General features: G+C 72.2%; 22 protein-coding genes and 3 pseudogenes. 6 read left to right on the top strand and 19 right to left on the bottom strand.

The window, feature by feature from the left end:
• Positions 1 to 26: 26 nt before the first annotated feature.
• Positions 27 to 1,226, top strand: coding sequence for a glycosyltransferase (locus ACZ59A_RS34050; RefSeq protein WP_470966827.1), 1,200 nt, complete (start codon positions 27 to 29; stop codon positions 1,224 to 1,226).
• 35 nt (positions 1,227 to 1,261) lie between these two features.
• On the opposite strand, the gene ACZ59A_RS34045 is transcribed toward ACZ59A_RS34050, so the two are convergent.
• The 4 genes from ACZ59A_RS34045 to ribA form a co-directional block, all read right to left on the bottom strand.
• Positions 1,262 to 3,391 (bottom strand): xanthine dehydrogenase family protein molybdopterin-binding subunit, encoded by a 2,130-nt coding sequence (locus tag ACZ59A_RS34045; protein ID WP_470966824.1) that lies wholly within the window; start codon positions 3,389 to 3,391, stop codon positions 1,262 to 1,264.
• Complete coding sequence (locus ACZ59A_RS34040) at positions 3,388 to 4,410, bottom strand: FAD binding domain-containing protein (protein ID WP_470966821.1); 1,023 nt, start codon at positions 4,408 to 4,410, stop codon at positions 3,388 to 3,390. Before ACZ59A_RS34040 ends, ACZ59A_RS34045 begins: the two co-directional genes overlap by 4 nt.
• A complete protein-coding gene (locus tag ACZ59A_RS34035) occupies positions 4,407 to 4,976 on the bottom strand; it encodes a 2Fe-2S iron-sulfur cluster-binding protein (RefSeq protein WP_470966819.1) in 570 nt (189 codons plus the stop codon). Before ACZ59A_RS34035 ends, ACZ59A_RS34040 begins: the two co-directional genes overlap by 4 nt.
• Before the next feature lie 116 nt (positions 4,977 to 5,092).
• Positions 5,093 to 5,770 carry a GTP cyclohydrolase II gene (gene ribA / locus ACZ59A_RS34030; RefSeq protein ID WP_385445656.1) on the bottom strand — a complete coding sequence of 226 codons (678 nt, stop codon included), beginning with the start codon at positions 5,768 to 5,770 and terminating at the stop codon, positions 5,093 to 5,095.
• Between the two features lie 121 nt (positions 5,771 to 5,891).
• Between ribA and ACZ59A_RS34025 the strand changes: the two genes are divergently transcribed.
• Positions 5,892 to 6,689 carry a creatininase family protein gene (locus tag ACZ59A_RS34025; RefSeq protein ID WP_470966816.1) on the top strand — a complete coding sequence of 266 codons (798 nt, stop codon included), beginning with the start codon at positions 5,892 to 5,894 and terminating at the stop codon, positions 6,687 to 6,689.
• Positions 6,686 to 7,327 (top strand): annotated as a pseudogene (locus tag ACZ59A_RS34020) (RibD family protein); the annotation flags it as partial. The gene ACZ59A_RS34025 and the pseudogene ACZ59A_RS34020, both read left to right, overlap by 4 nt.
• A 273-nt stretch (positions 7,328 to 7,600) precedes the next feature.
• On the opposite strand, the pseudogene ACZ59A_RS34015 reads toward ACZ59A_RS34020, so the two are convergent.
• The 5 genes and pseudogenes from ACZ59A_RS34015 to ACZ59A_RS33995 form a co-directional block, all read right to left on the bottom strand.
• Positions 7,601 to 8,365 (bottom strand): annotated as a pseudogene (locus tag ACZ59A_RS34015) (lysylphosphatidylglycerol synthase transmembrane domain-containing protein); the annotation flags it as partial.
• A gap of 68 nt (positions 8,366 to 8,433) precedes the next feature.
• On the bottom strand, positions 8,434 to 9,354 hold the full coding sequence (locus tag ACZ59A_RS34010; RefSeq protein ID WP_470966814.1) for a class I SAM-dependent methyltransferase: 921 nt from the start codon (positions 9,352 to 9,354) through the stop codon (positions 8,434 to 8,436).
• The gene (locus tag ACZ59A_RS34005) at positions 9,351 to 10,508 is read right to left on the bottom strand and encodes a glycosyltransferase family 4 protein (RefSeq protein ID WP_470966811.1); all 1,158 of its coding nucleotides are present in this window, start codon (positions 10,506 to 10,508) and stop codon (positions 9,351 to 9,353) included. Before ACZ59A_RS34005 ends, ACZ59A_RS34010 begins: the two co-directional genes overlap by 4 nt.
• On the bottom strand, positions 10,505 to 10,903 hold the full coding sequence (locus tag ACZ59A_RS34000; RefSeq protein WP_468050503.1) for a 6-pyruvoyl trahydropterin synthase family protein: 399 nt from the start codon (positions 10,901 to 10,903) through the stop codon (positions 10,505 to 10,507). Before ACZ59A_RS34000 ends, ACZ59A_RS34005 begins: the two co-directional genes overlap by 4 nt.
• 105 nt (positions 10,904 to 11,008) lie before the next feature.
• On the bottom strand, positions 11,009 to 11,980 hold the full coding sequence (locus ACZ59A_RS33995) for a zinc-dependent alcohol dehydrogenase (RefSeq protein WP_470966808.1): 972 nt from the start codon (positions 11,978 to 11,980) through the stop codon (positions 11,009 to 11,011).
• 161 nt (positions 11,981 to 12,141) lie between these two features.
• Between ACZ59A_RS33995 and ACZ59A_RS33990 the strand changes: the two genes are divergently transcribed.
• Positions 12,142 to 12,978 carry a CDP-alcohol phosphatidyltransferase family protein gene (locus ACZ59A_RS33990; RefSeq protein WP_470966805.1) on the top strand — a complete coding sequence of 279 codons (837 nt, stop codon included), beginning with the start codon at positions 12,142 to 12,144 and terminating at the stop codon, positions 12,976 to 12,978.
• 161 nt (positions 12,979 to 13,139) lie between these two features.
• Here the strand turns inward: ACZ59A_RS33990 and ACZ59A_RS33985 are convergent, their stop codons facing one another.
• The 6 genes from ACZ59A_RS33985 to ACZ59A_RS33960 all read right to left on the bottom strand — a co-directional run bounded on the left by ACZ59A_RS33985 (position 13,140) and on the right by ACZ59A_RS33960 (position 17,429).
• Positions 13,140 to 14,111 carry an aldo/keto reductase gene (locus ACZ59A_RS33985; protein ID WP_470966802.1) on the bottom strand — a complete coding sequence of 324 codons (972 nt, stop codon included), beginning with the start codon at positions 14,109 to 14,111 and terminating at the stop codon, positions 13,140 to 13,142.
• Positions 14,112 to 14,229: 118 nt separating this feature from the next.
• Positions 14,230 to 14,604, bottom strand: a complete 375-nt coding sequence (locus tag ACZ59A_RS33980; protein WP_470966799.1) for a DUF2255 family protein — start codon at positions 14,602 to 14,604, stop codon at positions 14,230 to 14,232.
• 97 nt (positions 14,605 to 14,701) lie between these two features.
• Positions 14,702 to 15,469 carry an SDR family NAD(P)-dependent oxidoreductase gene (locus ACZ59A_RS33975; protein ID WP_470966797.1) on the bottom strand — a complete coding sequence of 256 codons (768 nt, stop codon included), beginning with the start codon at positions 15,467 to 15,469 and terminating at the stop codon, positions 14,702 to 14,704.
• Positions 15,470 to 15,540: 71 nt separating this feature from the next.
• Positions 15,541 to 16,557, bottom strand: a complete 1,017-nt coding sequence (locus tag ACZ59A_RS33970; RefSeq protein WP_470966794.1) for a zinc-dependent alcohol dehydrogenase family protein — start codon at positions 16,555 to 16,557, stop codon at positions 15,541 to 15,543.
• A gap of 67 nt (positions 16,558 to 16,624) precedes the next feature.
• Complete coding sequence (locus ACZ59A_RS33965; protein ID WP_470966791.1) at positions 16,625 to 17,029, bottom strand: (R)-mandelonitrile lyase; 405 nt, start codon at positions 17,027 to 17,029, stop codon at positions 16,625 to 16,627.
• A 73-nt stretch (positions 17,030 to 17,102) separates the two neighbouring features.
• Positions 17,103 to 17,429: a carboxymuconolactone decarboxylase family protein gene (locus ACZ59A_RS33960; RefSeq protein ID WP_470966789.1), complete on the bottom strand. Its 327-nt coding sequence runs from the start codon at positions 17,427 to 17,429 to the stop codon at positions 17,103 to 17,105.
• Positions 17,430 to 17,660: 231 nt separating this feature from the next.
• Here ACZ59A_RS33960 and ACZ59A_RS33955 point away from each other — a divergent pair, with 231 nt between their 5' ends.
• Positions 17,661 to 18,554 carry a helix-turn-helix transcriptional regulator gene (locus ACZ59A_RS33955; RefSeq protein ID WP_470966786.1) on the top strand — a complete coding sequence of 298 codons (894 nt, stop codon included), beginning with the start codon at positions 17,661 to 17,663 and terminating at the stop codon, positions 18,552 to 18,554.
• Positions 18,555 to 18,675: 121 nt separating this feature from the next.
• Here the strand turns inward: ACZ59A_RS33955 and ACZ59A_RS33950 are convergent, their stop codons facing one another.
• The gene (locus ACZ59A_RS33950; protein ID WP_470966784.1) at positions 18,676 to 19,617 is read right to left on the bottom strand and encodes a cupin domain-containing protein; all 942 of its coding nucleotides are present in this window, start codon (positions 19,615 to 19,617) and stop codon (positions 18,676 to 18,678) included.
• 100 nt (positions 19,618 to 19,717) lie between these two features.
• Here ACZ59A_RS33950 and ACZ59A_RS33945 point away from each other — a divergent pair, with 100 nt between their 5' ends.
• Positions 19,718 to 20,680 (top strand): MBL fold metallo-hydrolase, encoded by a 963-nt coding sequence (locus ACZ59A_RS33945; RefSeq protein ID WP_470966782.1) that lies wholly within the window; start codon positions 19,718 to 19,720, stop codon positions 20,678 to 20,680.
• 218 nt (positions 20,681 to 20,898) lie between these two features.
• On the opposite strand, the gene ACZ59A_RS33940 is transcribed toward ACZ59A_RS33945, so the two are convergent.
• The 3 genes and pseudogenes from ACZ59A_RS33940 to ACZ59A_RS33930 form a co-directional block, all read right to left on the bottom strand.
• Positions 20,899 to 22,026 carry a PQQ-dependent sugar dehydrogenase gene (locus ACZ59A_RS33940; protein WP_470966779.1) on the bottom strand — a complete coding sequence of 376 codons (1,128 nt, stop codon included), beginning with the start codon at positions 22,024 to 22,026 and terminating at the stop codon, positions 20,899 to 20,901.
• A 232-nt stretch (positions 22,027 to 22,258) separates the two neighbouring features.
• A pseudogene (locus tag ACZ59A_RS33935) lies at positions 22,259 to 24,452 on the bottom strand (xanthine dehydrogenase family protein molybdopterin-binding subunit).
• Complete coding sequence (locus ACZ59A_RS33930) at positions 24,449 to 25,429, bottom strand: FAD binding domain-containing protein (RefSeq protein WP_470966777.1); 981 nt, start codon at positions 25,427 to 25,429, stop codon at positions 24,449 to 24,451. Before ACZ59A_RS33930 ends, ACZ59A_RS33935 begins: the two are co-directional and overlap by 4 nt.
• Positions 25,430 to 25,431: the final 2 nt, after the last annotated feature.

Here is a 25,431-nt window from a genome sequence, read left to right as displayed (position 1 = left end):
AACGGAGGATGGGGCGGGGTCGCCCGATGAGAGTTCTGCACATCATCTCCCGCCTCGGTGCGGGCGGCGCCGAGCAGCAACTGCGGCTGCTGCTGCGCCATGTGCCGGTGCGCTGCGACGTGGTCGCCCTCGCCGCACCGGGCAGAACCGCACACGGCATCCGCACCGACGGCATCCCGGTCACCCATCTGCCCCTGGACGGCCGCGCGGGCGAGCTGCGGGCGCTGCCCGCCCTGGTGCGCACCATCCGCTCCGGCGGCTACGACCTGGTGCACACCCACCTCTACCGGGCCTGTGTCTACGGCCGGATCGCCGCCCGGCTGGCGGGCGTACGGGCCGTGATCGCCACCGAACACGCCCTGGGCGAGCGCAGCGTCGACGGCCGCCCCCTGAACCCCGCCGTCCGCGCCCGCTATCTGGCCGCCGAACGGCTCGGCTCCGCGACCGTCGCCGTCTCGGCCACCGTCGCCGACCGGCTGCGCGACTGGGGCGTGCCCAACCACCGCATCCACCTGGTGCCCAACGGCATCGACGCCCGCCACTTCCGCTTCACCCCCGCCATCCGCGCCGCCGCCCGCGCCCGCCTCGCCATCCCCGAACGGGCCTTCGTCGTCGGCGCGGTCGGCCGCCTGGTGGCCGCCAAGCGGTTCGACACGGCGGTACGTGCCGTCGCCGCCGTCCCCGGGGCCCGGCTGCTGCTGGTCGGCGAGGGGCCCGAGCGCCCCGCCCTGGAGGACCTGGCCGCCCGGCTCGGCGCGGCCGACCGCATCCGGCTGCTGGGGGAGCGGGACGGGGCCGTCGCCCCGTCCGACGACCGGCCCGCCGGGCTGCCCGGGCTGCTGGCCGCCATGGACGTCCTGGTGTCGCCGTCCGCCGAGGAGGCGTTCGGGCTCGCGCCGCTGGAAGCCCTCGCCGCCGGTCTTCCGGTGCTGTACACCGTCTGCCCGGCCCTCGACGAACTCCCCGCCGACGCCGCCCCCGCCGCCCGACGCATCGCCCCCGGCGCGGCCCCCCTCGCCGACGCCCTGCGCCGCGAGGCCGCCGCGGGCCCGAGGCGATACCCGGTGCCGGACGCGGTCGAGCGCTACGACATCGCCCGCGGCGTCCGCCGCCTCATGGACCTCTACGACCGCACCACCACCTGCGGCCCCGACGGCTGCCTACGCGTCCCCCCGATCACCCTCCGCACCCCCCGCCACGGCGAACGCGGCGCCCCCGCGGGCTGACCCCACGCTCCCGCTTGAACGCCGCGGACCGTGTGTCAGGGCAGCAGCTTGTCGAGGGTGACCGGCAGGTCCCGTACCCGCACACCCGTGGCGTGGTGCACGGCGTTGGCGATGGCCGCGGCCGTGCCGACGATGCATACCTCGCCGAGGCCCTTGGCGCCCATCACATTGGTGTGCGGGTCCGTCTCGTCCAGCCAGTGCGCCTCGATCGCGTGCACATCGGCGTTGGCGGCGATGTGGTACTGGGCGAAGTCCTGGTTGACCACGTGTCCGAACCGGGGGTCCAGCACGCTGTGTTCGTACAGCGCCATCGACATGCCCTGCGTCATGCCGCCCAGCAGCTGGGAGCGGGCGGTTCTGGGGTTGATGACCCGGCCCACGTCGAACATGCCGAGCAGTCTGGGCACCCGGATCTCGCCGGTGTCCGCGTCCACCCGGACCTCGGCGAACTGCGCGCCGAAGCTGTGCATCGCGTACCGCTCGGCGTCGGTGTTCACGGGCATGTCGGCGGTGACCTCCAGGCCGTCCGGCGGGATCACGCCGCCGTGTCCGGTCTCCAGGAGCGTCCGCAGCTGGCGGGCGGCCTCCGCGATCGACGAGCCCCAGCTGTTGATGCCGGAGGAGAAACCGGCGGGGGAGGCGCTCGGCAGGGTGGTGTCCCCGATCCGCAGCTCCACCCGCTCGACCGGCACGCCGAGCGCGTCCGCGGCGATCTGGGTGAGCGCCGTCCAGGTGCCGGTGCCCAGGTCGGCGGCGGCGATCAGCGCCGTGCAGTGCCCGTCCGGGGTGATCCGGACCGTCGCCGCGTTGCCCGGGAGGCGCGGGGAGGGGTACGTGGAGGCGGCCACCCCGGTCCCGATCAGCCAGCGGCCCATCCGGCGCGCCCGGGGCGTCGGGTCGCGGCGCTCCCAGCCGGCCCGGCGGGCGCCCTCGCGCAGACAGGACACCAGATGGCGGCTGGAGAACGGCAGTCCGGACTCGGGGTGGACGTCCGGCTCGTTGCGGACGCGGAACTCCACCGGGTCCATGCCGCAGGCGATCGCCATCTCGTCCATCGCCGACTCCAGCGCGAACATGCCCTGCCCCTCGCCCGGCGCCCGCATGATCGTCGGCACCGGGATGTCCAGCGGGGCCAGCCGGTGGGTGGTGCGCCGGTGGGGGGCGGCGTACATCATCCGGGTGCACACGGCCACCTGGTCGGCGTACCCCTTGGCCCGGGCGGTCTGCTCGACCACGTCATGGGTGACGGCGGTGAGTCTGCCGTCGGGGTCGGCGCCGAGCCGGATCCGCTGGACGGACGCCGGGCGGAAGCCCACCAGCGCGAACATCTGCTGGCGGGTCAGGGCGAACTTGACCGGTCGGCGCACGGTCCGCGACGCCATCGCGGCGAGCACCGCGTACGTGTGCGGATACACCTTCGACCCGAAGCCGCCGCCGACGTGCGGGGACACCACCCGCACCCGGCCGGGTTCGAGCCCCAGCGTGGCGGCGAGCAGATCGCGGCTCATCGTCGCGCCCTGCGTGGAGCAGTACACCAGCAGCTCGCCGTCGGACCAGGTGACCACGGCGGTGTGCGGCTCCATCGGATTGTTGTGGTTCATCGGCGTGGTGTACGTGGCGTCCAGCATGGTGTGCGCGGCGGCCAGTGCCGTATCGGCGTCGCCGAGGACGCTGTCGGCGGGGGAGCCGTCCATGAGTTCGCCGCCGCCCTGGCCGAACTGGGCCGCGTCCACCGGCTTGTAGAGGTCGTTCCGGTCCTCGCGCAGCGCCACGTCGGGCGGGCGCTGCTCGTAGGTGAAGCGGACCAGGCCCGCCGCGTACCGGGCCGTCTCCGGGGTCTCCGCGACCACCGCACCGGTGAACTGCCCACGCCAGGCCACCTCGTCGGACTGCAGCACCGCCAGCTCCGGATCATCCGGCAAGGTCAGCCGCGGCGCGGTGAGATGGGTGAGCACGGCCAGCACCCCCGGCTCGGCCTCCGCGGCGGCCGTGTCGACCCCGGTGATCCGCCCGGCGGCGATGGTGGCCTGCAGCGGATGGAGATAGGCGGGGTGCTCGACGGGCCATTCGAAGGCGTACGTGGCGGTGCCGGTGACCTTCAGCGCGCCGTCGATCCGGCGCAGCGGCCGGCCGACCGCCAGCGGCCGCTCCCTGACCTCGCTCATCGTGCCACCTCCAGCAGATCGAGCAGCGTGGCGACGAGGGTGTTGCGGGCGAGCGCCACCTTGAAGGCGTTGCCCGGCAGCGGGTCCGCCTGGGCCAGCTCGGCCGCGGCGGCGTCCCGGAAGCTGTCCCACGTCGCGGGCGCGCCGCGCAGCGACTCCTCGGCCTTCCACGCCCGCCACGGCTTGTGCGCCACGCCGCCGAGCGCGATGCGTACGTCGCGTACGGTCCCCCCGTCCTCGACGTCCAGCGCGGCGGCGACCGACACCAGCGCGAAGGCGTACGAGGCGCGGTCGCGCACCTTGCGGTAGCGGGAGGTGGTGGTGAAGTCGGGCGGCGGCAGCTCCACGGCCGTGATCAGCTCCCCCCGTTGCAGCACCGTGTCCCGCTCGGGGGTGTCGCCGGGCAGCCGGTGCAGCTCGGTCAGCGCGATGCGCCGCTCGCCGTCCTCGATGCCTTGTATGCCCTGAAGGCCATGGACCCCCTGTACGCAGACCACGGCGTCGAGCGCCGCCAGCGCGACCGCCATGTCGGAGGGGTGGGTGGCCACACAGGAAGGCGAGGCGCCCAGGATCGCCATGTCGCGCTGATGGCCCTCCAGCGCCGAACAGCCCGACCCCGGCTCGCGCTTGTTGCACGGGGTGGTCACGTTCTGGAAGTACGCGCAGCGGGTGCGCTGCAACAGGTTCCCGCCGGTGGTGGCGAGGTTGCGCAACTGGCCCGAGGCGCCCGACAGTACGGCCTGCGAGAGCACCGGATAGCGCCGCCGGACCCGCCGGTCGGCGGCCAGATCGCTGTTGGGGACGGCGGCGCCGATGCGCAGCGACCCGTCCGGCAGCTCCTCGATCCGGTCCGAGGTGAGCCGCCGCACGTCGATCAGCACCTCGGGGGTCGCCACCTCCAGCCGCATCAGATCGACCAGGTTCGTGCCACCGGCCAGATACGCCGCCTCCGGCTCCTCGGCCAGCGCGGTCACGGCCGCCGCCACGGTGTCGGCGTGCTCGTAGCGGAAGGGCTTCATCGGCGCGCTCCCTCGTCCCGGTGGGCCGCCGCCTCGTCCCGGTGTGCGACATCGGCGATGGCCGGGACGATGTTGGCGTACGCGGCGCAGCGGCACAGGTTGCCGCTCATGCGCTCGGCGATCTCCTCGTCGTCCAGCACCACGTCGGCGGCGTTCGGATCCTTGGCCACGGCGCTCGGCCAGCCCGCCGCGGCCTCGCGCAGCATGCCCACCGCCGAGCAGATCTGGCCGGGGGTGCAGTAGCCGCACTGGAACGCGTCATGGGCGATGAACGAGCGCTGGAGCGGATGCAGCCCGTCGCCCTCGCCGTCACCCCCGGCGCCGTTCGCGAGACCGGCGGCCGTGACGATGTCGGCGCCCTGGTGCGCCACCGCCAGCGCCAGACAGGCGAGGACGCGGCGGCCGTCGAGCAGGAGGGTGCAGGCGCCGCACTGGCCATGGTCACAGCCCTTCTTGGGGCTGGTGTTCCCCAGCCGCTCGCGGAGGGCGTCCAGCAGCGTCGTACGGGTGTCGACGGTGAGCCGGTGTTCCGTACCGTCCACCCGGAGCGTGATCTCCACGTCCATGCTTCACATCATCGGACATGTATGCGCTGATCGCCTGTTCGCGACCCCGTGCACAGAGATCGCCGACGGCGCGGCGGGCCCGCCGCGCCGTCGGCGCCACCGGCTCCGCGCGCCGTTCAGGACCGCTCGGCGCCGCCGTCGACGGACGACAGCACGCCGTCCAGATGCGGCAGGTAGTGGTCCATCCGCTCCCGCTTGGTCAGCAGGTAGGGCAGGTTCTCCTCGCACGGCTGGATCAGCAGCGGAACCTGCTCGCTGATCTTGATGCCGTGGCGCAGCAGCGCCTCGCGCTTGCGCGGGTTGTTGGAGAGCAGCCGTATGGAGCGCACCCCGAGGTCGTGCAGCATCTCCGCCGCCACCTGGTAGTCGCGGGCGTCGTCCGGGAGGCCGAGGGCGAGGTTGGCCTCGACCGTGTCGAGGCCCTCCGCCTGCAGCTGCATCGCCTGGAGCTTGGCCAGCAGGCCGATTCCCCGGCCCTCGTGGCCGCGGAGGTAGACGAGAATGCCCCGTCCCTCGCTCACGATGGCGCGCAGCGCCGCGGACAGTTGGTCGCCGCATTCGCAGTGCCGGGAGCCGAAGGCGTCTCCGGTCAGGCACTCGGAATGCACGCGCGTCAGTGCGTCCTCGCCCTTGACGTCGCCGTATACCAGCGCGATCTGTTCATCTCCGCGATTGTGGTCCTGGTAGCCGAAGGCGAGAAAATCGCCGTGCACGGTGGACAGCCGGAGATTCACCACTCGTTCGACATCAGACCGACGAGCGCTGTCGACCAACACGCTATCACTTGCTGTCATGTTGCAACCCTATCTGGTAAACGCCGGGTGGCGTAGGGGAAAATGGCAAAGACGGCCGGGTGATTGGCCGCGCATCCGTAGCACGAAGTGCGAAGCACGAAGAACGAAAGGCCCGTAGAACATGAGCGATTCGGAAACGCCGGAGCAGTGGGCCTCGGAGCTCCTGCCGTCGACGACCACGGAGGAGATGCGGGCCCTGCGGCCCGGTGTCGCCGTCCTGCCGATCGGCAGCTTCGAGCAACACGGCGCGTATCTCCCGCTGGTGACGGACACGGTCATCGCCTGCACCATCGCCCGGGAGATCGCCGCGGCGTATCCGGTCCAGCTCCTCCCGCCCGTCACGGTTTCCTGCTCGCACGAGCACGCGGACTGGCCGGGCACGGTCTCCATCTCCGCCGCGACCCTGTACTCCGTGGTGCGCGACATCGCCGGATCGCTGCGCCGCTCCGGTATCGGTTCGCTGATTCTGGTGAACGGGCACGGCGGAAATTACGTCCTGCGCAACATTGTTCAGGAATCCGCGGGCACCGGTACCCGCATGGCGCTTTTCCCGGGCTCGGCCGACTGGGACACGGCCCGCACCAGGGCCGGTGTCCTGACCCCGTCGTACAGCGATATGCACGCCGGAGAAGTGGAGACCTCCATCCTGTTGCATGCCCATCCCGAACTCGTCCGTCCCGGTTATGAAACCTCCGATTGTCTCGCCGACGACCGGAAGCATCTGCTGACCCTCGGTATGGCCGAGTACACCGAGTCCGGTGTCATCGGCCGCCCTTCTCTGGCCTCCGCCGACAAGGGAAAAGAACTTCTCGCCGCACTCACCGAATCCTTCGCCGAGTACCTTTCTGTCGTCGGCGAGCAGGTCGGCGAACGAGTCGACGAGCAGGTCGGCGAGCGACAGGAAACGGAGACGCGATGACGACGCTGGACACGGCGCGGGCATGGGAGCGGCTGCACTCCATACGGACCGTGGCCGAGGCCCGGGCCGCCGGGCTGGTGCGCGGTGCGAACGGCGCGGTGCGCTGGCGCGAGGACGCCACCGCGGAGGCGGACGAACTCGCCGACCGCTATCTGCCGCTCTGCCTGGCCGGACCGCGGCTGACGATCGCCCAGCTCGGCCAGAGCCTCGACGGCTTCATCGCGACCCGTACCGGCGACGCCGACTACGTCACCGGCGAGGAGGACCGGCGCCATCTGCACCGGCTTCGCGCCCTCACCGACGCCGTGGTGATCGGGGCCGGGACCGCCATCGCGGACGACCCCCAGCTCACCGTGCGCGCCTGCGCCGGACCGCATCCGGTGCGCGTCGTCCTCGATCCGCACGGCCGGGTACCTCCGCATCGCCGGGTCTTCACCGACGGCTCAGCGCCGACCCTGTGGGCGGTGGGAGCGGACGCCGGGAACGGGCGGACGGCGCCGGACGGAGTTGACGTACTGACCCTGCCGGACCGTGCCGCGTTCACGCCGCAGCGCCTGGTGGAGGCGCTTGCGGCGCGCGGGCTCGGCCGGGTGCTGGTCGAGGGCGGCGGCGTCACGGTGTCGCGCTTTCTGCACGACGACGCGCTGCACCGGCTGTACGTCACCGTGGCACCGGTTCTGCTCGGCGACGGCATCCCGGGGCTCCGCTTCGACGGCACCCCCGTCATGCGCGACGCCCTGCGGCCCCGCACCCGCCGGGCCCGCCTTGGCGAGGACACCCTCTTCGAGCTGGACCTGGGGACGCCGCAGCCCGACGGCCCACTGCCCGACCAGCACACCCAGACCGGGCAGGCTCGCGGCGAAGGTGAGCACCCCGTACACGACGGCGACCGTCAGCCCCTGCGCGGCGCCCAGGCCCGCGGTGCCGAAGGCCCACGCGGTGACGCCCTCGCGGGGACCCCAGCCGCCGACGTTCAGCGGCAGCGCCATGGCGAGCAGGGCCAGCACCATGATGGGGACCAGCTGGACCGCCGGGGCGGTTGATCCCGCCGCCCGCGCGGCCAGCAGGAACATCCCGAGATAGCCCGCCAGCACCACCGCGGACGAGAGCACGACCCCCGGCCAGCTCGCGCGGGCCAGCAGCCCGAGCCGCGCCTCGGTGAGCGCGGCGCGCAGCGCCCGGCGCCCCCGCGAGGTGCCGGGCCTGCGGCGCAGCCGTACGACGGCCACGGCCCCGAGCGCGCACACCGCGAGCAGCGCGAGTGCGGCGCCGGGCGTCGTGGCCACGGCGTGGAGCACCCGGCCGGTCTCGGACAGGGCGAACGAGGGCCGGGCGAACAGGAGCGCCACGCCGACCATCACCAGCACCACCTGACCCGCGGTCCGCTCCAGCACCACGGCGCGCACGCCCCGGGCGACATCGCCCTCGGTCCGCCCGTGCCGTACCGCGCGGTGCACATCGCCCAGGACGCCGCCGGGCAGCGCCGCGTTGAGGAACTGGGAGCGGTAGTAGTCGGCGACGGCCTGCACCAGGGGCAGCCGGATGCGCAGCGCCCGCGCCACCACGCACCAGCGCCAGGCGCTGAACACGGTGGTCAGCAGGCCCAGTCCGAGGGCGGCCAGCAGGGTGAGGCCGTCGATGCGGCGCAGCCCGTCGAGGAAGGCGCCGGTGCCCATCTGCCACAGCAGCACCGCGATGATGGCCGCTCCGGCGAGGGTGCCGAGCCTGGCCCGGATCGTCGCGCTCATGACACTTCGCCCGTCGGCGCGGGATGCGCGGGAGTCACCGGCCGCGGCAGGGCGAGCAGGTCGTCGTGGTGCACCACCACCCGCAGTTCACCCGCCGCGCACTCCGCCAGACGGCGCCGCAGATACGTCTCGGCGCGCGGCTCCAGGTCCGGCCGGTGCTCCACGGCCGCGCCCACCCAGCCCCGCAGCCACTCCGCCGCCAGCGCGGATTCCGCGGCGCCCAGCAGCCAGGGGCTGGCGTGCGTCCGTACGGTCGCACCGTGCCGGGCGAACGCCTCGGAGGCCACCGCGACGGCGTCCGGCCCCAGCAGACCGGAGCGGCGCTGATGGGCGTTGAAGGCGTCGGCGATCTCCGCGTCCAGCGGATCCTCCGGGGTCAGCTCGACCCGGCCCGCCACCGACAGCGCCAGCAGCACCGGGCAGCCCGCGCCGGCACAGGCCGCGGCGAGCCCTTCTATTTCCTCGGCGGTGAGCACGTCCAGTAGCGCGGAAGCCGTCACCAGCGACGCACCGGCCAGGTCCGCCGCGGTCAGCGAGCCCAGGTCGCCGCGGCGCGTGCGCACCGTGACCGGACTGCCGTCGGCGGCCGTACGCGGGGCCCGCTCGGCGGCCAGCTCCAGCAGACCGGGGTCGTGGTCGTGCAGGACCCACTCCTGCGGGCCGTCCAGCCGGGGCGCCAGCCACCGGCCCAGGGAGCCGGTGCCGCAACCGAGGTCATGGATCACCTGCCCGGTGCGTCCGGACCGGGGTGCCTGCCCGGCCTCTCCCGTCTGGATCACCTGCCCGGTGCGTCCGGCCCCCTCGGCCAGCCGGGCACGCAGCGGCTCCAGCAGTTCGGGCGCGCGGGCGACGGCGTCCGCGCCCTCGCGCAACTCCAGCCACTCGGGCGCGTAGCGGGGCGTATCGGTGGTGGTCACGCGGCCCTCCGGGGTTCACGGCGAAGTCGTTCCAGCGCACCGGCCAGATCCGTTGCGGTCGTCCGCCAGCCGTCCAGCGCGGTGCGCCGGCCGCGGGCGGCCGTGATCAGCCGACGGCGTACATCGGGGTCGCCCAGCCAGCGGCGCAGCGCCGACCTGAGCGCGGCCGGGTCGTCCGGGGTGACGAGCAGGCCCGGCACACTGCCCTCGGGCGCGTACCCGAGCGCCTCCGGAATCCCGCCCACGGCGGTGGCCAGCACCGGAACGCCGTGCGCCAGCGCCTCGGTCACCACCATTCCGTACGTCTCGGCGTACGAGGCGAGCACCAGCAGATCGGCACCGGCGAAGCTCGCCTCCAGCTCCGCGCCGCCGCGCGGGCCGGTCAGCCGCACCCGGTCGCCGAGGCCGTGCGCCTCGATCAGCTCGCGGAGCCGTTCCACATAGCGCGGGTCCTGGCCGAGACCGCCGACGCACTCCAGCGTCCACGGCACGTCGGTGACCTCCGCCAGCGCCTCCACCAGCCGGTGCTGACCCTTGCGCGGGGTCACCGAGGCGACGCACAGCAGCCGCGTGCCCTCGTCCGTGCCGGACGCCTGCGGTGCCACATCGGCGCCGGGCGCGGCCACATGGACCCGGCCCGGGGCGAGCCCGTGGTGCGACACCAGCCGACGGGCCGCCCAGCTGCTGGTGGCCACGACGGCGGGCATCGCGTTCAGCGTCTTGCGCTCCAGCGCGTCCAGGTCCGCCGCCCGGCCGGGGGCGAGCCCCGTCTCCTCACCGAGCGGCAGATGCACCAGCACCGCGGGCCGCAGCCGTTCCGCCTCGGGAACGACGAGATAGGGGACGGCGCAGGCCACGAGCCCGTCGAGCAGGACAATGCTGCCGTCCGGCAGCTCCGCGAGGAGCCGGGACAGCTCCGCGCGCGCCGCGGGCCCGGGCTGCGGCCAGCTGCCCGCGATCGTGTGCTCGTGGACGTCCCAGCCGATGCCGGGCAGCTCCCGGCAGATCCGCCGGTCGTACGTATTGCCCCCGCTCGGCGTGGCCGGGTCGTCCACCCCGCCGGGCATGACGACGTGCACCTCGCGCAGCGGCGGCGGGACGGCACCGCTGCCGACGCCCCACAGGCTCCCGGGACTCTCCAGGTGCGCGGTCACAGGTCACGCTCGTAACTCGCCCAGGCGACATGCGATTCGTGCAGGGTCACCTGGATCCCCGACAGGCCGCGCGCGCCCTCGCCGAGCGCCCCGGCGTGCACCCGTTCCGCGAGCCGGTCGGCGATGACCTTGGCCAGGAACTCGGTGGAGGTGTTGATCCCCTTGAAGGCTGGCTCGTCGTCGAGGTTCCGGTAGTTGAGGTCGCCGACCACCGCGCTCAGTTCCTGGGTGGCCAGTCCGATGTCGACGACGATGTTGTCGTCGTCCAGCGCGGCGCGCCGGAAGGTGGCGTCCACCAGGAAGGTGGCGCCGTGCAGACGCTGCGCGGGTCCGAAGACCTCTCCGCTGAAGCTGTGGGCGACCATCAGGTGATCGCGGACGGTGATGCTGAACAACGGCCCTCCCGGTCCGGCTGGCACATCTCGGCTTCTAGTACGGCCGATGCCTTCCCCGTGTTCAGCCCCAGCTCAGCCTTGTTCGGTCGGCCGTGCGGACGCGCCTCAGTAGCGCACCCGGTGGCACAGCCCCGGCAGCTCGCCCGCGGTGATCCGGGCCATCACCCCCGGCAGCTCCTCGAACGCGCATTCCCCCGTGACCAGCGCGTCCAGCGCGGGGTCGGCGAGCAACTCCATCGCGACCGCCAGCCGGTCCGCATAGCCGCGGCGGCCGCCGCGGACCGGGGACACCGTCCCCACCTGACTGCTGCGCACGGTCAGCCGGCGGGAGTGGAACGCCTCGCCCAGCGGCACGCTGATCCGGCGGTCGCCGTACCAGCTCAGCTCGATGACCGTGCCCTCCGGAGCGAGGAGTTCCAGGGAGCGCGCGAGCCCGGCCTCGCTCGCGCTGGCGTGCACCACGAGGTCACGTTCGCCCTCGGCGTCCCCCGGCAGCGCGAAGTCGACGCCGAGCGCCTCGGCGATCCCGGCGCGCGCCGGGTCGGCGTCCACCAACTGGACCCGTACGGCCGGATGGCGGGCCAGCAGCGCCGCGACCGACGCCCCGACCATCCCCGCCCCGACCACCGCGATCCGGTCGCCGAGCAGCGGCGCCGCGTCCCACACCGCGTTCACCGCGGTCTCCACCGTCCCGGCCAGCACCGCCCGCTCGGCGGGCACCCCCTCCGGCACGGGCGTCACGGCGCTCGCCGGGACCACGTACCGCGTCTGATGCGGGAACAGGCAGAAGACCGTACGGCCCGCCAGCTCCGGCGGCCCCTCCTCGACCACCCCCACATTGAGGTAGCCGTACTTCACCGGCCCCGGAAAGTCGCCCTCCTGGAACGGCGCCCGCATCGCGCCGTACTGGCTCTCCGGCACCCCGCCCCGGAACACCAGCGCCTCCGTGCCGCGGCTCACACCGGAGCACAGCGTGCGCACCACGACCTCACCCTCGGCGGGCTCGGGCAGCACCACATCCCGTATCCCGCCGTGACCGGGGGAGTCGAGCCAGAAAGCACGGGCGACGCGCTCCATCGGCGTCCTCTCTATAGAACGGGGCGGAAACTCCGCACGGAAACAATGGGCCGCGCATCACGCTGAACAAACGGGAGACGCGCCACGTACGGGACAACATCAAGCCGCGCACACGCTACGCGGCGCCAATCGACACTGTCACACAGCCGGAGGGGTGCCCGGTGGCCCTGAACCACACTTACAACGCGAGGCTGTTGCGGCAGGAGACGGCCGCGGGGGCGGGCGTACAGCTCGTCCTGCTCGGCCTGCTGGGCGCCTCGCTCGGCCTGGGACCCGCGGGCTGGCTCACCGGCCTCGTCTTCGCGGCCGTCACCTGGGCCGTGCTGACCCGCGCCGTCTCCCGCTCCTGGCTGTCCTCGTTCGGGCCCGCCAACCGCGTCACCCTGGCCCGGGCCACCCTCGTCGGAGGCGTGACCGCGCTGGTCGCCGACTCCTTCACGAACCCGCCCCGGGTCGCGGTCCTGACCGCGCTCACCGCGGTGGCCCTGATCCTCGACGCCGTCGACGGCCAGGTGGCCCGCCGCACCGGAACCTCCTCGCCCCTGGGCGCCCGGTTTGACATGGAGGTCGACGCCATCCTCATCCTGGTGCTCAGCGTCTACGTCGCCACCGCGCTGGGGCCCTGGGTGCTGCTGATCGGCGCCATGCGCTACGCCTTCGTCGCCGCCGCCCGCTTCCTGCCCTGGATGAACGCGCCGCTCCCGCACAGCATGGCCCGCAAGACGGTGGCCGCGCTCCAGGGCGTCGCCCTCCTCGTGGCCGCCACCGCCCTCCTCCCGGCCCCCGCGAACCTCGCGGTCGTCCTGCTGGCCCTGACCTCGCTGGTCTGGTCCTTCGCCCGGGACATCGGATGGCTGTGGAGCACCGCCCGCGCCGACCTGCGGACGACCCCCGACCGCCCGGTCGCCCGCGTCGCCCCCCTCACCCGCCCGATGCCCCGCCCGATGCCCCGCGTGGTCACCGCCGAAGACGGCGCACTCCCCGCACGCAGCGCGTGAGCGCCCTGGCGGCGACCACAAAAAGCCGGTCGATGCGTCGCATCGACCGGCTTTTTGGATATGTGTCCGAGGGGGAGTTGGACCGATACCCCACGGCTCACACCCCTCACGACGGTGCTGGTGCTGCCGTAATCGTGGATTGCCACGTTCGCGCGAGGCTCCTAGAACCAGGACGGTCCGGTGTTGACGTACGGAGCCTCCAGGGCCGCCGCTTCCTCGTCCGTCAACTGGAGAGCGAGTGCGTCGGCGGCCTGCTCGAGATGGTGCGGCTTGGTGGCTCCGACGATGGGGGCCGAGACCAGCGGGCTGCGCAGAACCCAGGCGAGTGCGACCTGGGCCATGGTCACGCCGCGGGTTTCGGCGAGTCGCTGGACGGTGTTGATGACCGGTTCGTCGTGCGGGTTGTCGAAGGACTGCACGACGTGGTCGGTTCGGGAGCGGGTGCTCTGCTCGCCGACGGGGCGGGCGAGGCGGCCCTTGCCGTTGGGCGAGTAGGGGACCAGGCCCACGCCCATGTCGCCGCACATGGCCATCAGCTCCGGCTCGTCCTGGCGGCGCAGGAGGTTGTACTGGTTCTGCATGGACACGAAGCGGGTCCATCCGCCGAGGTCGGCGGCGTGCTGGAGCTTGGCGAACTGCCATGCGTACATGGACGAGGCGCCGAGGTAGCGGACCTTTCCCGCCTTGACGACGTCGTGCAGTGCCTCCATGGTCTCTTCGACCGGCGTCTCGGCGTCGTATCGGTGGATCTGGTAGAGGTCGATGTAGTCGGTGCCCAGCCGGGCCAGGGAGGCGTCGACCTGTTCGAGGATCGCCTTGCGGGACAGACCCTCGCCGCCGGGGCCGTCGTGCATCCTGCCGCGGACCTTGGTGGCGAGCACGATGTCCTCGCGCCGGGAGTACTCGGGGATGGCGCGGCCGACGATTTCCTCGGAGGTGCCGGCCTGGTAGACGTTGGCGGTGTCCCAGAAGCTGATACCCAGCTCGACGGCCTGCCGGAAGAACGGCGCCGCCTTGTCCTCGGTCAGCGCCCAGGGATGGGCGCCGGGGACGGTGGGATCGCCGTAACTCATGCACCCCAGGGCGAGCCGGCTCACCTTCAGACCGGTGGTGCCGAGACGTACGTACTCCATGATGACGCTCCTTGGGCATCGCGGGGGGCCGTGCCGGGCCGGGGCCGTGGCGCTCACGTGGCCGTCCGGGCGGCGCGGCGACCGCCCTGGGCTGGTTGCCGCCGTTCGGCGGCGGGTTCTACAGGGCGGGGGTGATGCGGACGGTCGTCGAGCGAGGTCCGCTCCGGAGCATGTGCTCCAGGTAGGGGCTGGGGGCGTACTTGGCGCGGTAGGCGTCGTCGACGGCGTCCAGGACCTTTTCCTCGGCGGGCGCGAAGCGCACCTCGTGGTCGGTGTCGGCGATGCGGATGCGTCCGGCTTTCTGCGTTGTCGCCGCCTGGTACCAGCGGGAACCGGGGCCGTGGTAGGGGCGGACGTAGAGGTCACCGCCCACAACGACCGACCAGATCCAGGTCGGGGTGCCGTAGGTGACGCCGTCCTCGCGGAAAGGGGAGACGTGCAGGTCATCGGCGGGTGCGAAGGAACGCAGCTGCGCCTGGTCCCAGGTGCTCATGGAAGGGGCTTCCGTTCAGTGAGGGGCCCCGGCCCGGGGCGGTCGCGGGACGGGGGGTGCGCACCGCCCCGGGCCGGTGTCCGAGGTGATGTTGGCTTCAGTGGGTCGTGTAGCCGCCGTCGACGGGCAGGGCGACGCCGAGGACGAAGCCGGCGGCGGGGCTGCACAGCCACAGGGCGGCTGCGGCGACCTCTTCGGCCTGGCCGAGGCGGCCGATGGGCTGCTGCTTCATGATCTCGGCCATGGCTTCTGCCTGGCCTTCGAGCATGTCGGCGACCATGGGGGTCTCGATGACGCCGGGGCAGATGGCGTTGATGCGGATGCCCCGGGGGGCGTACTCGACCGCGGCGCTCTTGGTCAGGCCGATCACGCCGTGCTTGGAGGCGTGGTAGGCGGCGCGTTCGGGCAGGCCGACCAGCCCGCCCAGGGAGGAGCAGTTGACGATCGCGCCGGAGCCCTGGGTGCGCATCTGCCGCAGCTCGTGCTTCTGGGCGGCCCAGACGCCGCGCAGGTTGACGGCGTTGACGCGGTCGAACTCCTCGGCGCTCTCGTCGGCGGCGTCCGAGGGCGGGGCCTGGATCCCGGCGTTGTTGAACGCCATGTCCAGGCGGCCATAGGTGTCCACCGCGCTCTGGACCATGGCGGCGGCCTGGTCCTCGTCGGTGACGTCGCACACCACGCCGATGGCCCGGTGGCCGGCGGCGGTGAGTTCCTCGGCGGCCTTCTGGACGGCGTCCTTGTTGACGTCGGCCAGGACGACGGCGGCGCCTGCCCGGGCGAAGGCGCGGGCGGCGGCCAGTCCCATGCCGGAGGCCGCGCCGGTGACCAGGGCGACCTGGCCTTCGAAGTTGTACTGCGGGTTCATGGGGAGGGTTCCAATCTCCGGACGGTGCGGGTGCCGGCCGGTGCTGCGGGGTATGGGGTGCGCGCGGTGTGTCAGGGGCGCAGCAGGGACTTGATCGCGCGACGCTCGTCCATGGCCTTGTAGCCCTCGGCGGCCTGCTCCAGGGGCAGTTCCAGGTCGAAGACCTTGCCCGGGTTGATCCGGCCGTCCAGCACGCGCTGGATGAGGTCCGGCAGGAAGGCGCGGACCGGTGCGGGGCCGCCGCGCAGGGCGACGTGGGAGAAGAACAGCTCCTCGCCGTCGATCCGCACGCCATGAGGGACGCCGACGAAGCCGACGTTGCCGCCGGGGCGGGTGGAGTTCAGGGACTGCCGCATGGAGTCGGAGGTGCCCACACACTCCAGGACGGCATCCGCGCCGATACCGCCGGTCAGCTCCTTGACCCGGGCAACGCCTTCCTCGCCGCGCTCGGCGACGATGTCGGTGGCGCCGAACTCGCGGGCCAGCTTCTGCCGCGGCTCGTGCCGGGACATGGCGATGATCCGCTCGGCCCCGAGTTCCCTGGCGGCGATGACCGCACACAGGCCGACCGCGCCGTCCCCGACCACCACGACGGTGTCGCCCGGCTTTACCTGGGCGGTGACGGCCGCGTACCAGCCGGTGCCCATCACGTCGGAGCAGGCCAGCAGGCTGGGCAGGTGCTCGTCCGCGACGTCGCCGGGGACGTGGACGAGGGTGCCGTCGGCGAGCGGGACGCGGACGTACTCCGCCTGGGCGCCGCCGACGAATTCGCGGTGCAGGCAGTTGGTCTGGTAGCCGTTTTCGCAGTGGGGGCAGGTGTTGTCGGAGGCGAAGAACGAGCCGACCACCAACTGGCCGGGCTTGATGCCGGTCACCTCGCTGCCGACCTCTTCGACGATGCCGACGTACTCGTGGCCGCCGGGCGTGGGCCCGGCGACGTCGTTGACGCCGCGATAGTCCCACAGGTCCGACCCGCACACACAGGTCACGATGGTGCGGATCACCGCGTCGGTGGGTTGCTGGAGGACGGGCTCGGGCCGGTCCTCGACCCGGATGTCACGGGGGGCGTGAAGCACAGTTGCGCGCATGGTTCTTTCCGTAGTCGCGAAAGAGGGGCGTGGCGGGGCGCCGGACGGTTCCGGGCGCCCGCAGAGGTCAGGAGGTGCGGGCGGGGTGGCGGGCGCCGGCGTACTCGTCATCCGTGACGTGCTCCAGCCAGGCGACCTCGTCGCCCTCCCACAGCGCGATGTGCGCCATGAACCGGTCCGGGGCCGCGCCGTGCCAGTGCTCCTCACCGGCCGGCGTGAAGATCACGTCCCCGGAGCGGGCCTCGACGATCTCGCCGCCGCGGGACTGGATCAGGGCGATGCCCTCCACGATGCAGAGGGTCTGGCCCAGGCCGTGGGAGTGCCACGCGGTGCGGGCGCCGGGCGCGAAGCGCACCATGTTCGCCCGCGCGCGGGAGGGATCCTCGCCGCGGTAGATCACATCCGCCCACGCATCTCCGGTGAACATCTCCTTCGGCAGCTTCGCTGTCGCCGGAGGCTGGATGATCTCCATGATCGTCTCTCCTTGCATACGCTCTGTCGCGGTCGGGCCACGCACGGGGTGGTGGCAGAGGGGCGGGGCCGGGTCAGGAGTCGGCCAGGACGCCGCGTGCGACCGTGAGCGCGGACATGGCCTTGGGCCATCCGGCGTAGAACGCCAGGTGTGTGACGGTCTCGATCAGTTCCTTGCCGCTCACCCCGTTCTCGCGGGCCCTGCCCAGGTGGAAGGCGAGCTGCTCGGTACTGCCGCTGGTGATCAGGCTGGCCACGGTCACGAGGCTGCGGTCACGGGCAGAGAGGTCCGGGTTCTCCCACACCTGCCCGAACAGCACGTCCTCGCTGTATCCGGCCAGCGCCGGGGCAAGATCCCCGAACTGCTCACGCGGCCCCCCGGTCTTCTTGTTCTCCGACATCGAAGGCTCCTTTCCGTGGATGCCCGGCGCGTCCCGACGACTTACCGGGGGAACGGGCATCGGCTTCCGTTCCGCTCTGCTGCCACGGTGTGCGCCATCGGAGCGGAAGGTCGGCCGACCTATCGGCCCGCTATCGAGAAAACAGCAGCTCACAGTCGCGCGGAAGGACCCATCGATACGTGTACTGACAGTGCGCCTCTCCCTCGCCAGGATCGTCGTAGCCTCGACGACATGGACAACCGAAGCGAGGTCCGTGCGTTCCTCACCAGCCGCCGCGCCAAGATCACCCCACAGCAGGCCGGTCTTCCCGCCTCCGGGCACCGGCGGGTCAAAGGGCTGCGCCGCGAGGAGGTCGCGATGCTCGCCGGGGTCAGCGCCGAGTACTACGCCCGGATGGAACGCGGCAACCTCTCCGGCGCATCCGAAGCCGTCCTCGATTCCCTTGCCCGCGCCCTCCACCTGGACGACGCGGAGCGCGCCCACCTCTGGGACCTGGCCCGTACCGCCAGCGCCACGCGCCGCCCCGCACGCCGCCGCGCCGCGCAGCCCATCCGGCCCGCCTTGCAACAGCTCCTCGACGCGATGACCGACGCGCCCGTCTTCATCCGCAACGGCCGCCTCGACATCCTCGCCACCAACCGCCTCGGCAAAGCCCTCTACTGGCCCCTGTTCCAGGACCCCGCCCGGCCGGTCAACCTCGCCCGCTTCCAGTTCCTCAACCCCGGCGCCGCCGAATACATGACCGAACTGGACGCCCAGAGGGCCGCGGCCGCCGCCCTCCTGCGCACCGAGGCCGGCCAGGACCCCTACAACCGTGACCTCAGCGACCTGATCGGGGAGCTGTCGACCCGAAGCGAAGCCTTCCGCTCCCTGTGGGCCGCGCACAACGTGCGGCTGCACCACACCGGTGTCAAACGCTTCCACCACCCCGCCGTCGGCGACCTCACCCTCACCTTCGAGGCTCTTCCCGTTCCCACCGACCCCGGCCTCACCCTCACCGCCCTGAGCGCCGAACCCGGCACCCCCGCCCGGGATGCGCTCAAGCTCCTCGCCACCTGGTTCGCCACCCTCGACCACAACGAAGCAACGGAGCCCGGCCATATCAGCGAGGAGCAGACCACTTAGCGCGGCGGACAGCCCGGATGGGGCGGACAAGCGCCGGGGCCGTCCTCGTCACCACACGGCACGTCTCGTTGAAGCGGATCCTGCCGTGCCCCACGGTCTGTGCCAGAACCTCGTTTGACACTCATTGAGGGTTCGAGGCACGGCCGGATCGCTCCGTGACCTGGGCCCGGTACCGTCCCGGCGTGATGCCGAACTCCCTCTCGAAGGCGTGGGAGAGCGCGTACGGGCTGCCGTAGCCGACGCGGCCGGCGATGGTGGCCAGGGTGTCCGGGGTGTCGCGGAGCAGGGTGGCGGCCAGGATCACGCGCCACCACGTGAGGTACGCCATCGGCGGGCGGCCGATCAGAGTGGTGAAGCGGCGCGCCAGGGTGGGGCGGGAAACGCCCGCCTCGGCGGCCAGGCGGTCGTTGCTCCACGGCGCGGCCGGGTCCGAGTGCAGCGCGCGCAGGGCGGAGCCCGTCACCGGGTCGCCCAGCGCGCCGGGCCAGGCGCCGCAGGTGGCCTCGGTCATCCAGGAGCGGATCATGTAGACGAGGAGCAGGTCGAGCAGGTTGGGGAGGGCCACACAGGAGCCCGGCCGCAACTCGTCCAGCTCACCGGCCAACAGGTCGATGGCGGACCGGAGTTCGAGGTGGCGGCCGACCCGGCTGGGCAGGTGGACGACCTCGGGCAGCTCCGCCATGAGCGGGTGCATGCGGCTGCAGTCGAGCCGGTACTTGCCGCAGAGCATCTCCGTCTCGTCGGGTTCGGTCCGGCCCCGCGGCGCTGTTCCCGCGAGCCATCGCTCGGCCGGCACTGCCCTCTTCCGTGCGACCGCCGTATCGAGGGGGGAGTCGGCGAGTACGTGGCCCGCGCCGTGAGGGAGCAGCACCGCGTCGCCCACGCCGAGGGACACCTGGGTGCCGCTGTCGGTCAGCAGCCAGCAGGTGCCCTTCATGACGACGTGGAAGCCCGCGCCGTCGTAGCGGTCCAGCCGCGCGCACCAGCTCCCGCGTATCCGCACCCGGTGGGATTCGGGGTGCCCGAGGTGCACTGCGGAGATCGCGTCGCTCACCACATCCATCCGCCCAGGGTATCTCTCGTATGGCGGGTGAGACGGATGCGTATCTTTTTGAGCCGGATACGCATCGATACGATCGGCCGGTCTTCTTAAGGTCGAGCACATGACGAACGAGGACGAGCGTGTGCAGAGCATGGTGCTGGGGGATGTCGAGGTCATCCGGGTCGTCGAGTGGCACGAACCCTTCCTGACCACTTCCGACTTCCTTCCGCAGGTCGGTGCCGAGGTGTGGAAGGACAACGAGCACTGGCTGGCACCGGACCACTGGAGGCCGGACAGTGACCGGACGGTGATCGCGCTGCAGACGTGGGTACTGCGCAGTGCGGGGCGGACCGTTCTGGTCGACACAGGAGCGGGCAACGGGCGCGATCGGCCCGGCATGGCGCCGTATTTCGACCAGTGTCAAGGGGATTTTCTCGAGCTCCTGGCGAGGGCCGGTGTCCGTCCGCACGATGTCGATGTTGTCGTCAACACCCACCTCCACGTCGATCACGTCGGCTGGAACACCGCCGACGCGGACGGGCAGTGGGCACCCACGTTTCCCAACGCCCAATACCTCATTCCGGCCGCCGACGACTTCCACTACGGTCCGGACAACGCCTACGGGGGCGGCGTGCAGGAGGTCGACCGCCTGACCTACGAAGACAGCATCGCGCCCGTCCACCGGGCCGGACAGGCCGTGCTGTGGGACGGCCACCACCGCATCGACGAACACCTCACCCTGGAATCCGCCCCCGGCCACACCCCCGGCTCCTCCGTACTGCGCCTCGCCTCCGGGACCGACGGGGCCGTCTTCGCCGGAGACCTGCTCCACAGCCCAGTGCAGATCCTCGACCCCTGCTGCAACAGCAACGCCTGCCTGGACCCGGAACAAGCGGCGGCCAGCCGTCGCCGGATCCTCGCGCGTGCGGCCGACGAACGCGAACTCCTCATCCCCGCCCACTTCGGCGGCACGGGCGCCGTCGAAGTCCACCGGGAACGCCACGGATTCGCCCTCGGCCCCTGGGCGACGCCCGCCTCCGGCGGACCGGGGAAGTCGGCACGAGGCCCTCACCCCGTCGGCTGACGGTACCGACGCCACCGTCGCCGCCCGCCCCGCCCCGGCATCCCCCACGCAACCATCCGCCCCGGCCTGGAGGCCGTCCCTCATGACGCACACGTCGACCGACCGGCCCGCGGCCGGAGCGAGCGGCGCCCTCGTCCCGGTGCTCGCCTTCGTGGGCATCGTGGTCTCGGTGATGCAGACCCTCCTCGTCCCGGTGCTCAAAGGTCCGGCCGTTGCCGCTATCGGGCTGGCCGGATCCACAGCAGGCGGTCGGCGGTGGCGGACCTGGTCGTGGCGCGCGGAGAGGTGTTCGTCGAGGTCACATAGACACCGTCCTGGTAGGGCAGCACGGCGCGCGCCCGTTCCCCGGAGGTGAAAACGGGCTCCAGCCCGTCCTTGTCCTCGTTGGCCGCGTAGAGGATCTGCGCGCCGAGCGCCGCGACGAGCAGGTCATCGCCCGCGAAGGCGATGCCGGACGGCGCCCACGTGCCGTTGCCGGAGCTGAGGAAGGGAGCCTCCATGCCCGCCCGCCGGCTGTCGTCCTGAACGAGCGGCCACCCGTAATTGCCACCGGGGACGATGCGGTTGATCTCGTCGTGGGCGGACTCGCCGTGCTCCGCGGAGTAGAGCCGGCCGTCGCTGTCCCAGGCCAGCCCCTGGGGATTACGGTGCCCGTAGGAGTAGACGTAGGAGTCCGCGAAGGGATTGCCCGCAGCGGGACGGCCTTCGAGGTTCATTCTGAGGATCTTCCCGGCCAGGTTGTCCCTGTCCTGCGGGTATTCCTCGTTGTGGACCCAGCCCGTGGTGGCGTAGAGGTTGCCGTCGGGACCGATCGCCAGCCGTCCCCCGTTGTACAGCTCGTGCCCGGGGATGCCGTCGAGCAGGCTGCGCGTCTCCGTCCACGCCTTCCCGTCGTAGTGGACCTGGGCGATCCGGTTCGCGAGGGCGGATCCATCGGCGTACGTGTAGTAGATGTACGCGGTGCCGGTGTCGGCGAAGTTGTCAGCGAGGGCGAGTCCCATCAGGCCGCTGCCACCGTCGTGCCGGACGGGGTCCGAGGTGCGCACGTCGTACCGTTCGAGGCGGCCGTCCACGTCGATCATCGCGATGGTGCCCGCGACCTCGGTCACGATCAGCGTGCCGTCGGAGATCCTGACTTCCCACGGGTAGTTCAGTTCGTCGCTGACGACCGTGACGTTCCAGTCGTCGGTGGTCAGCCCGGTCAGCCCGGGGCCGGTGTAGTCGCTGCCGGCAGCCGGGTCCGGCCCGGTGTAGGAGGACGGGGACCGGGGCGTCTCCCGCTCGGGTGCTGAACAGGCCGCCAGGGTGAGCACGGCGGTGAGGAGAAGGGGGAGGTGGCTTTTCATGGGGTCGTCTCCAAGAGGTGTGCCGGACGGGCACGGACACGGGGCTCCGTCTCGTCGGCGGATCGCTCCTCGCACCAGCGGCGCAGGGCGTCGGCGATGTTCGGCATCGGTGGTTCTCCGGGGCGGGCGCGGACGTGGACGGGCCGCCGCCGCATCGTGGGGATGTCATCGCGGCGGCGGCCCTGGTGTCAGGCCACCGGACGGGGGCCGGACGGCCGGCAGGGCCGGGGGATCAGAGGAGCGCCTCGGTGGTGATGGGCAGTTCACGTACGCGCCGGCCGGTGGCGTGGAAGACCGCGTTGGCGATGGCGGCCGCGACGCCGACGTGGACGACCTCGCCGAGTCCTTTCACCCCGATCGGGTCGGCGTGGTGGTCCTCGCCGTCGATGTAGATAGCCCGGAGGTCGGGTACGTCCGCGTTGACGGGCACGAGGTAGTCGGCGAGGTCGGCGTTGACGATGCGGCCGTCGCGGTGGTCGGTGACCGTGTGCTCCAGCAGGGCCGTGCCGATGCCACCGACCATGCCGCCGATCGCCTGGCTGTCGGCGAGCTTGGGGCTGATGATCCGGCCCGCGTCGTACACCCCGAGCAGGCGCCGTACGCGTACCAGCCCGAGGCGGGCATCCACGGCGACCTCGGCGAAGGTCGCGCTGTAGGCGTACATGGACCTACGGGCGTCGGTGGGTGTGTAGGTCCCGGCCGCTTCCAGGTGGGAGCGGCCGTTGCGGGCGAGAAGCTGCCGGTAGGTCTCGCCCCGCGCGGGGTTTCCCCGCACGTGCAGTCGGCCGCCGCGTACGACGATGTCGTCGGCGTCGACGCCGTGCAGGGGGGGAGTCCTCGTCCTGGACGGCGAGCTTGATCGCCTGTTGCCGTACCTCGTCGCAGCCGATCTGGACCGCCGAGCCGACGCTGGCCATGGTCATGGAGCCGCCGTGCGGTGGGGTGGGCGGCATGAGGGAGTCGCCGAGGCGGAAGGTCACCGCGCGCATGGTCAGACCGAGCGCGTCGGCGGCCACCTGTGTCTGGGAGGTGTACGTGCCCGGACCCATGTCGCTGGACGCGGCCTCGACCAGGGCCGTGCCGTCGGCGTTCAGCCGGATGCGGGCCTGGGCGGTGACCCGCACGGTGTCGTAGGCCCCGGTGGCCATGCCGGTGCCGATCAGCCGGTCGCCCTCGCGGGTGGAGCCCGGCCGGGGGCTGCGCCGGTCCCAGCCGAACTCCCGGGCACCGGTGGTGTAGCAGTCGCGCAGCCGGCGGGTGGAGAACGGCAGGCCGCTGGCCTGGTCCTTGTCGGGCTCGTTGCGCCGGCGCAGCTCCAAGGGGTCGATGCCCAGTTCGTGGGCGAGTTCGTCCATCGCCGACTCGATGACGAAGGCGGCCGTCGCGTAGCCGGGGCCGCGCATATAAAGCGGGGTGTTCACATCCAGCGGGACGGTGCTGTACGTCTGGCTGACATGGGGCATCGTGTAGAGCATCTGTCCCGGTGTCAGGACGGCCTCGGTGAACGTCTCGTACGACGAGGTCTCCGCGCGCACGTCGTGCGTCATGGCGCTCAGCCGTCCGCGCCGGTCGCTGCCCAGGCGCACCTGGTACTCGTATGCGGGCCGGAAGCCGGTCCCGAAGTACATCTGCCTGCGGGTGAGGACGAGTTTGACCGGCCGGCCCGTCTCACGGGCGGCGAGGGCGGCGATCGTGGTGTGCGGCCAGGTCCGCAGTCCGCTGCCGAAGCCGCCCCCGACGAACGGCGAGATGACCCGCACCGACTCCAGCGGCACGCCGAACACGGCGGCGAGTTCGGTCTGCGTGCCGCCGACGACCCACTGGGTCTTGTCCCACACGGTGAGCTTGCCGCCGTCCCAGCGGGCGATGGTGGCGTGCGGCTCCATCGGGTTGTGGTGGTTGCGAGCGGTCCGATACGTCATCTCCAGCCGTACGGCAGCCGACCGGAGAGCTTTCTCGGCGTCACCGCGCGCGTAGGTGGCCGGCTTGTCGGCCTTCGCGGTCCTCAGATCCGTCGAGGGTTCGGCGGCGTCGTAGGAGACCCTCACCAGGCTCGCGCCGTGCTGGGCCGCCTCCAGCGTCGTGGCCACGACGACGGCGACGGGCTGGCCGTGGAAGAGGACCTGATCGTCCTGGAAGACGCGCAGCCGTCTGCCCGGCGGGTTGTTGGAGCCGGCATTGTCGCGGTAGGTGAGCCGAGGCGCGTCGAGGTGGCTGATCACCTTCATGACGCCGCGCTGGGCGAGGGCGGCACGGGTGTCGATGCCGGTGATCCGGCCCCGGCCGACGCCGCTGTCGACGACGACCGCGTGGACCACTCCCTCGACGTCGTGCTCGGCGGCATACGGAGCCCGGCCGGTGACCTTCAGCCGACCGTCCACCCGGGACACCGGGGCTCCTACGGCTGCCTGCGGCTGGGGGCTCATGCGCTGTCTCCCGTGATGCGAAGCTGGCGTTCGACGGTCCGCCTGAGCAGTTCGGCCTTGAAGCCGTTGTGCCGCAGCGGACGGGCTCCGTCGGCGGCGCGCTCGGCCGCCGCCGCCCACAGGGCGCCGGAGGGGCGCCGGCCTATGAGGCGCTGTTCGACGGCCGGCAGCCTCCAGGGCACCGTGCCCACACCTCCGGCCGCGACCTTCGCCTCCCGGATCACCCCGCCCTCCACATGCAGTGCCACCGCCGCCGAGGTGAGTGCGAACTCGTACGACTCCCGGTCGCGCACCTTCAGGAAGCCGGACCTGAGCGGGCGCGGGTGTGCCGGTATTTCCACACCGCTGATCAGTTCGCCCTGGCGCAGCGCCTGCTCGCGGTGAGGGGTACGACCCGGCCGCAGCAGAAAGTCGGAGAACGGAACGCCGCGCTCGCCGTCCGGGCCCAGCAGGCGCACGCTCGCCTCCAGCACCGCGAAGGCCACGGCGACATCGGAGGGGTGCGTGGCCACGCACTGGTCGGAGGCGCCCAGGATCGCGTGCGTGCGGTTGAAGCCCTGCAGCGCCGCGCAGCCCGAGCCCGCCTCCCGCTTGTTGCAGTCGGCCGTCACATCACGGAAGTACGTACACCGGGTGCGCTGCATGATGTTGCCGCCGATGGTGGCCATGTTCCGCAGCTGGGCCGACGCGCTCAGCTCCAGGGCCTGCGAGATGACGGGATAGAGGGTGCGCACCTTCGGATGCGCGGCGGCTTCGGCCATGCTCACCAGGGCGCCGATGCGCAGACCGCCGCGCTCGGTGACCGTGACCTGCCGCAACGGCAGATCGCTGATGTCCACGAGTGTGTCCGGACGTTCGACGGTCTCCCGCATGAGATCGACCAGGGTCGTGCCGCCGGCGATGTAGCGGCCGCCCTGGCGGCCGGCGCGAAGAGCCTCTCGGGTGTCGGAGACCTTGGTGTATGAGAAGGGGTACATAA

The sequence above is a fragment of the Streptomyces sp. NPDC040405 genome (assembly GCF_055595765.1).
Note: the sequence above shows the minus strand (reverse complement) of the source record. Positions and strands in the feature narration are given on the sequence as shown.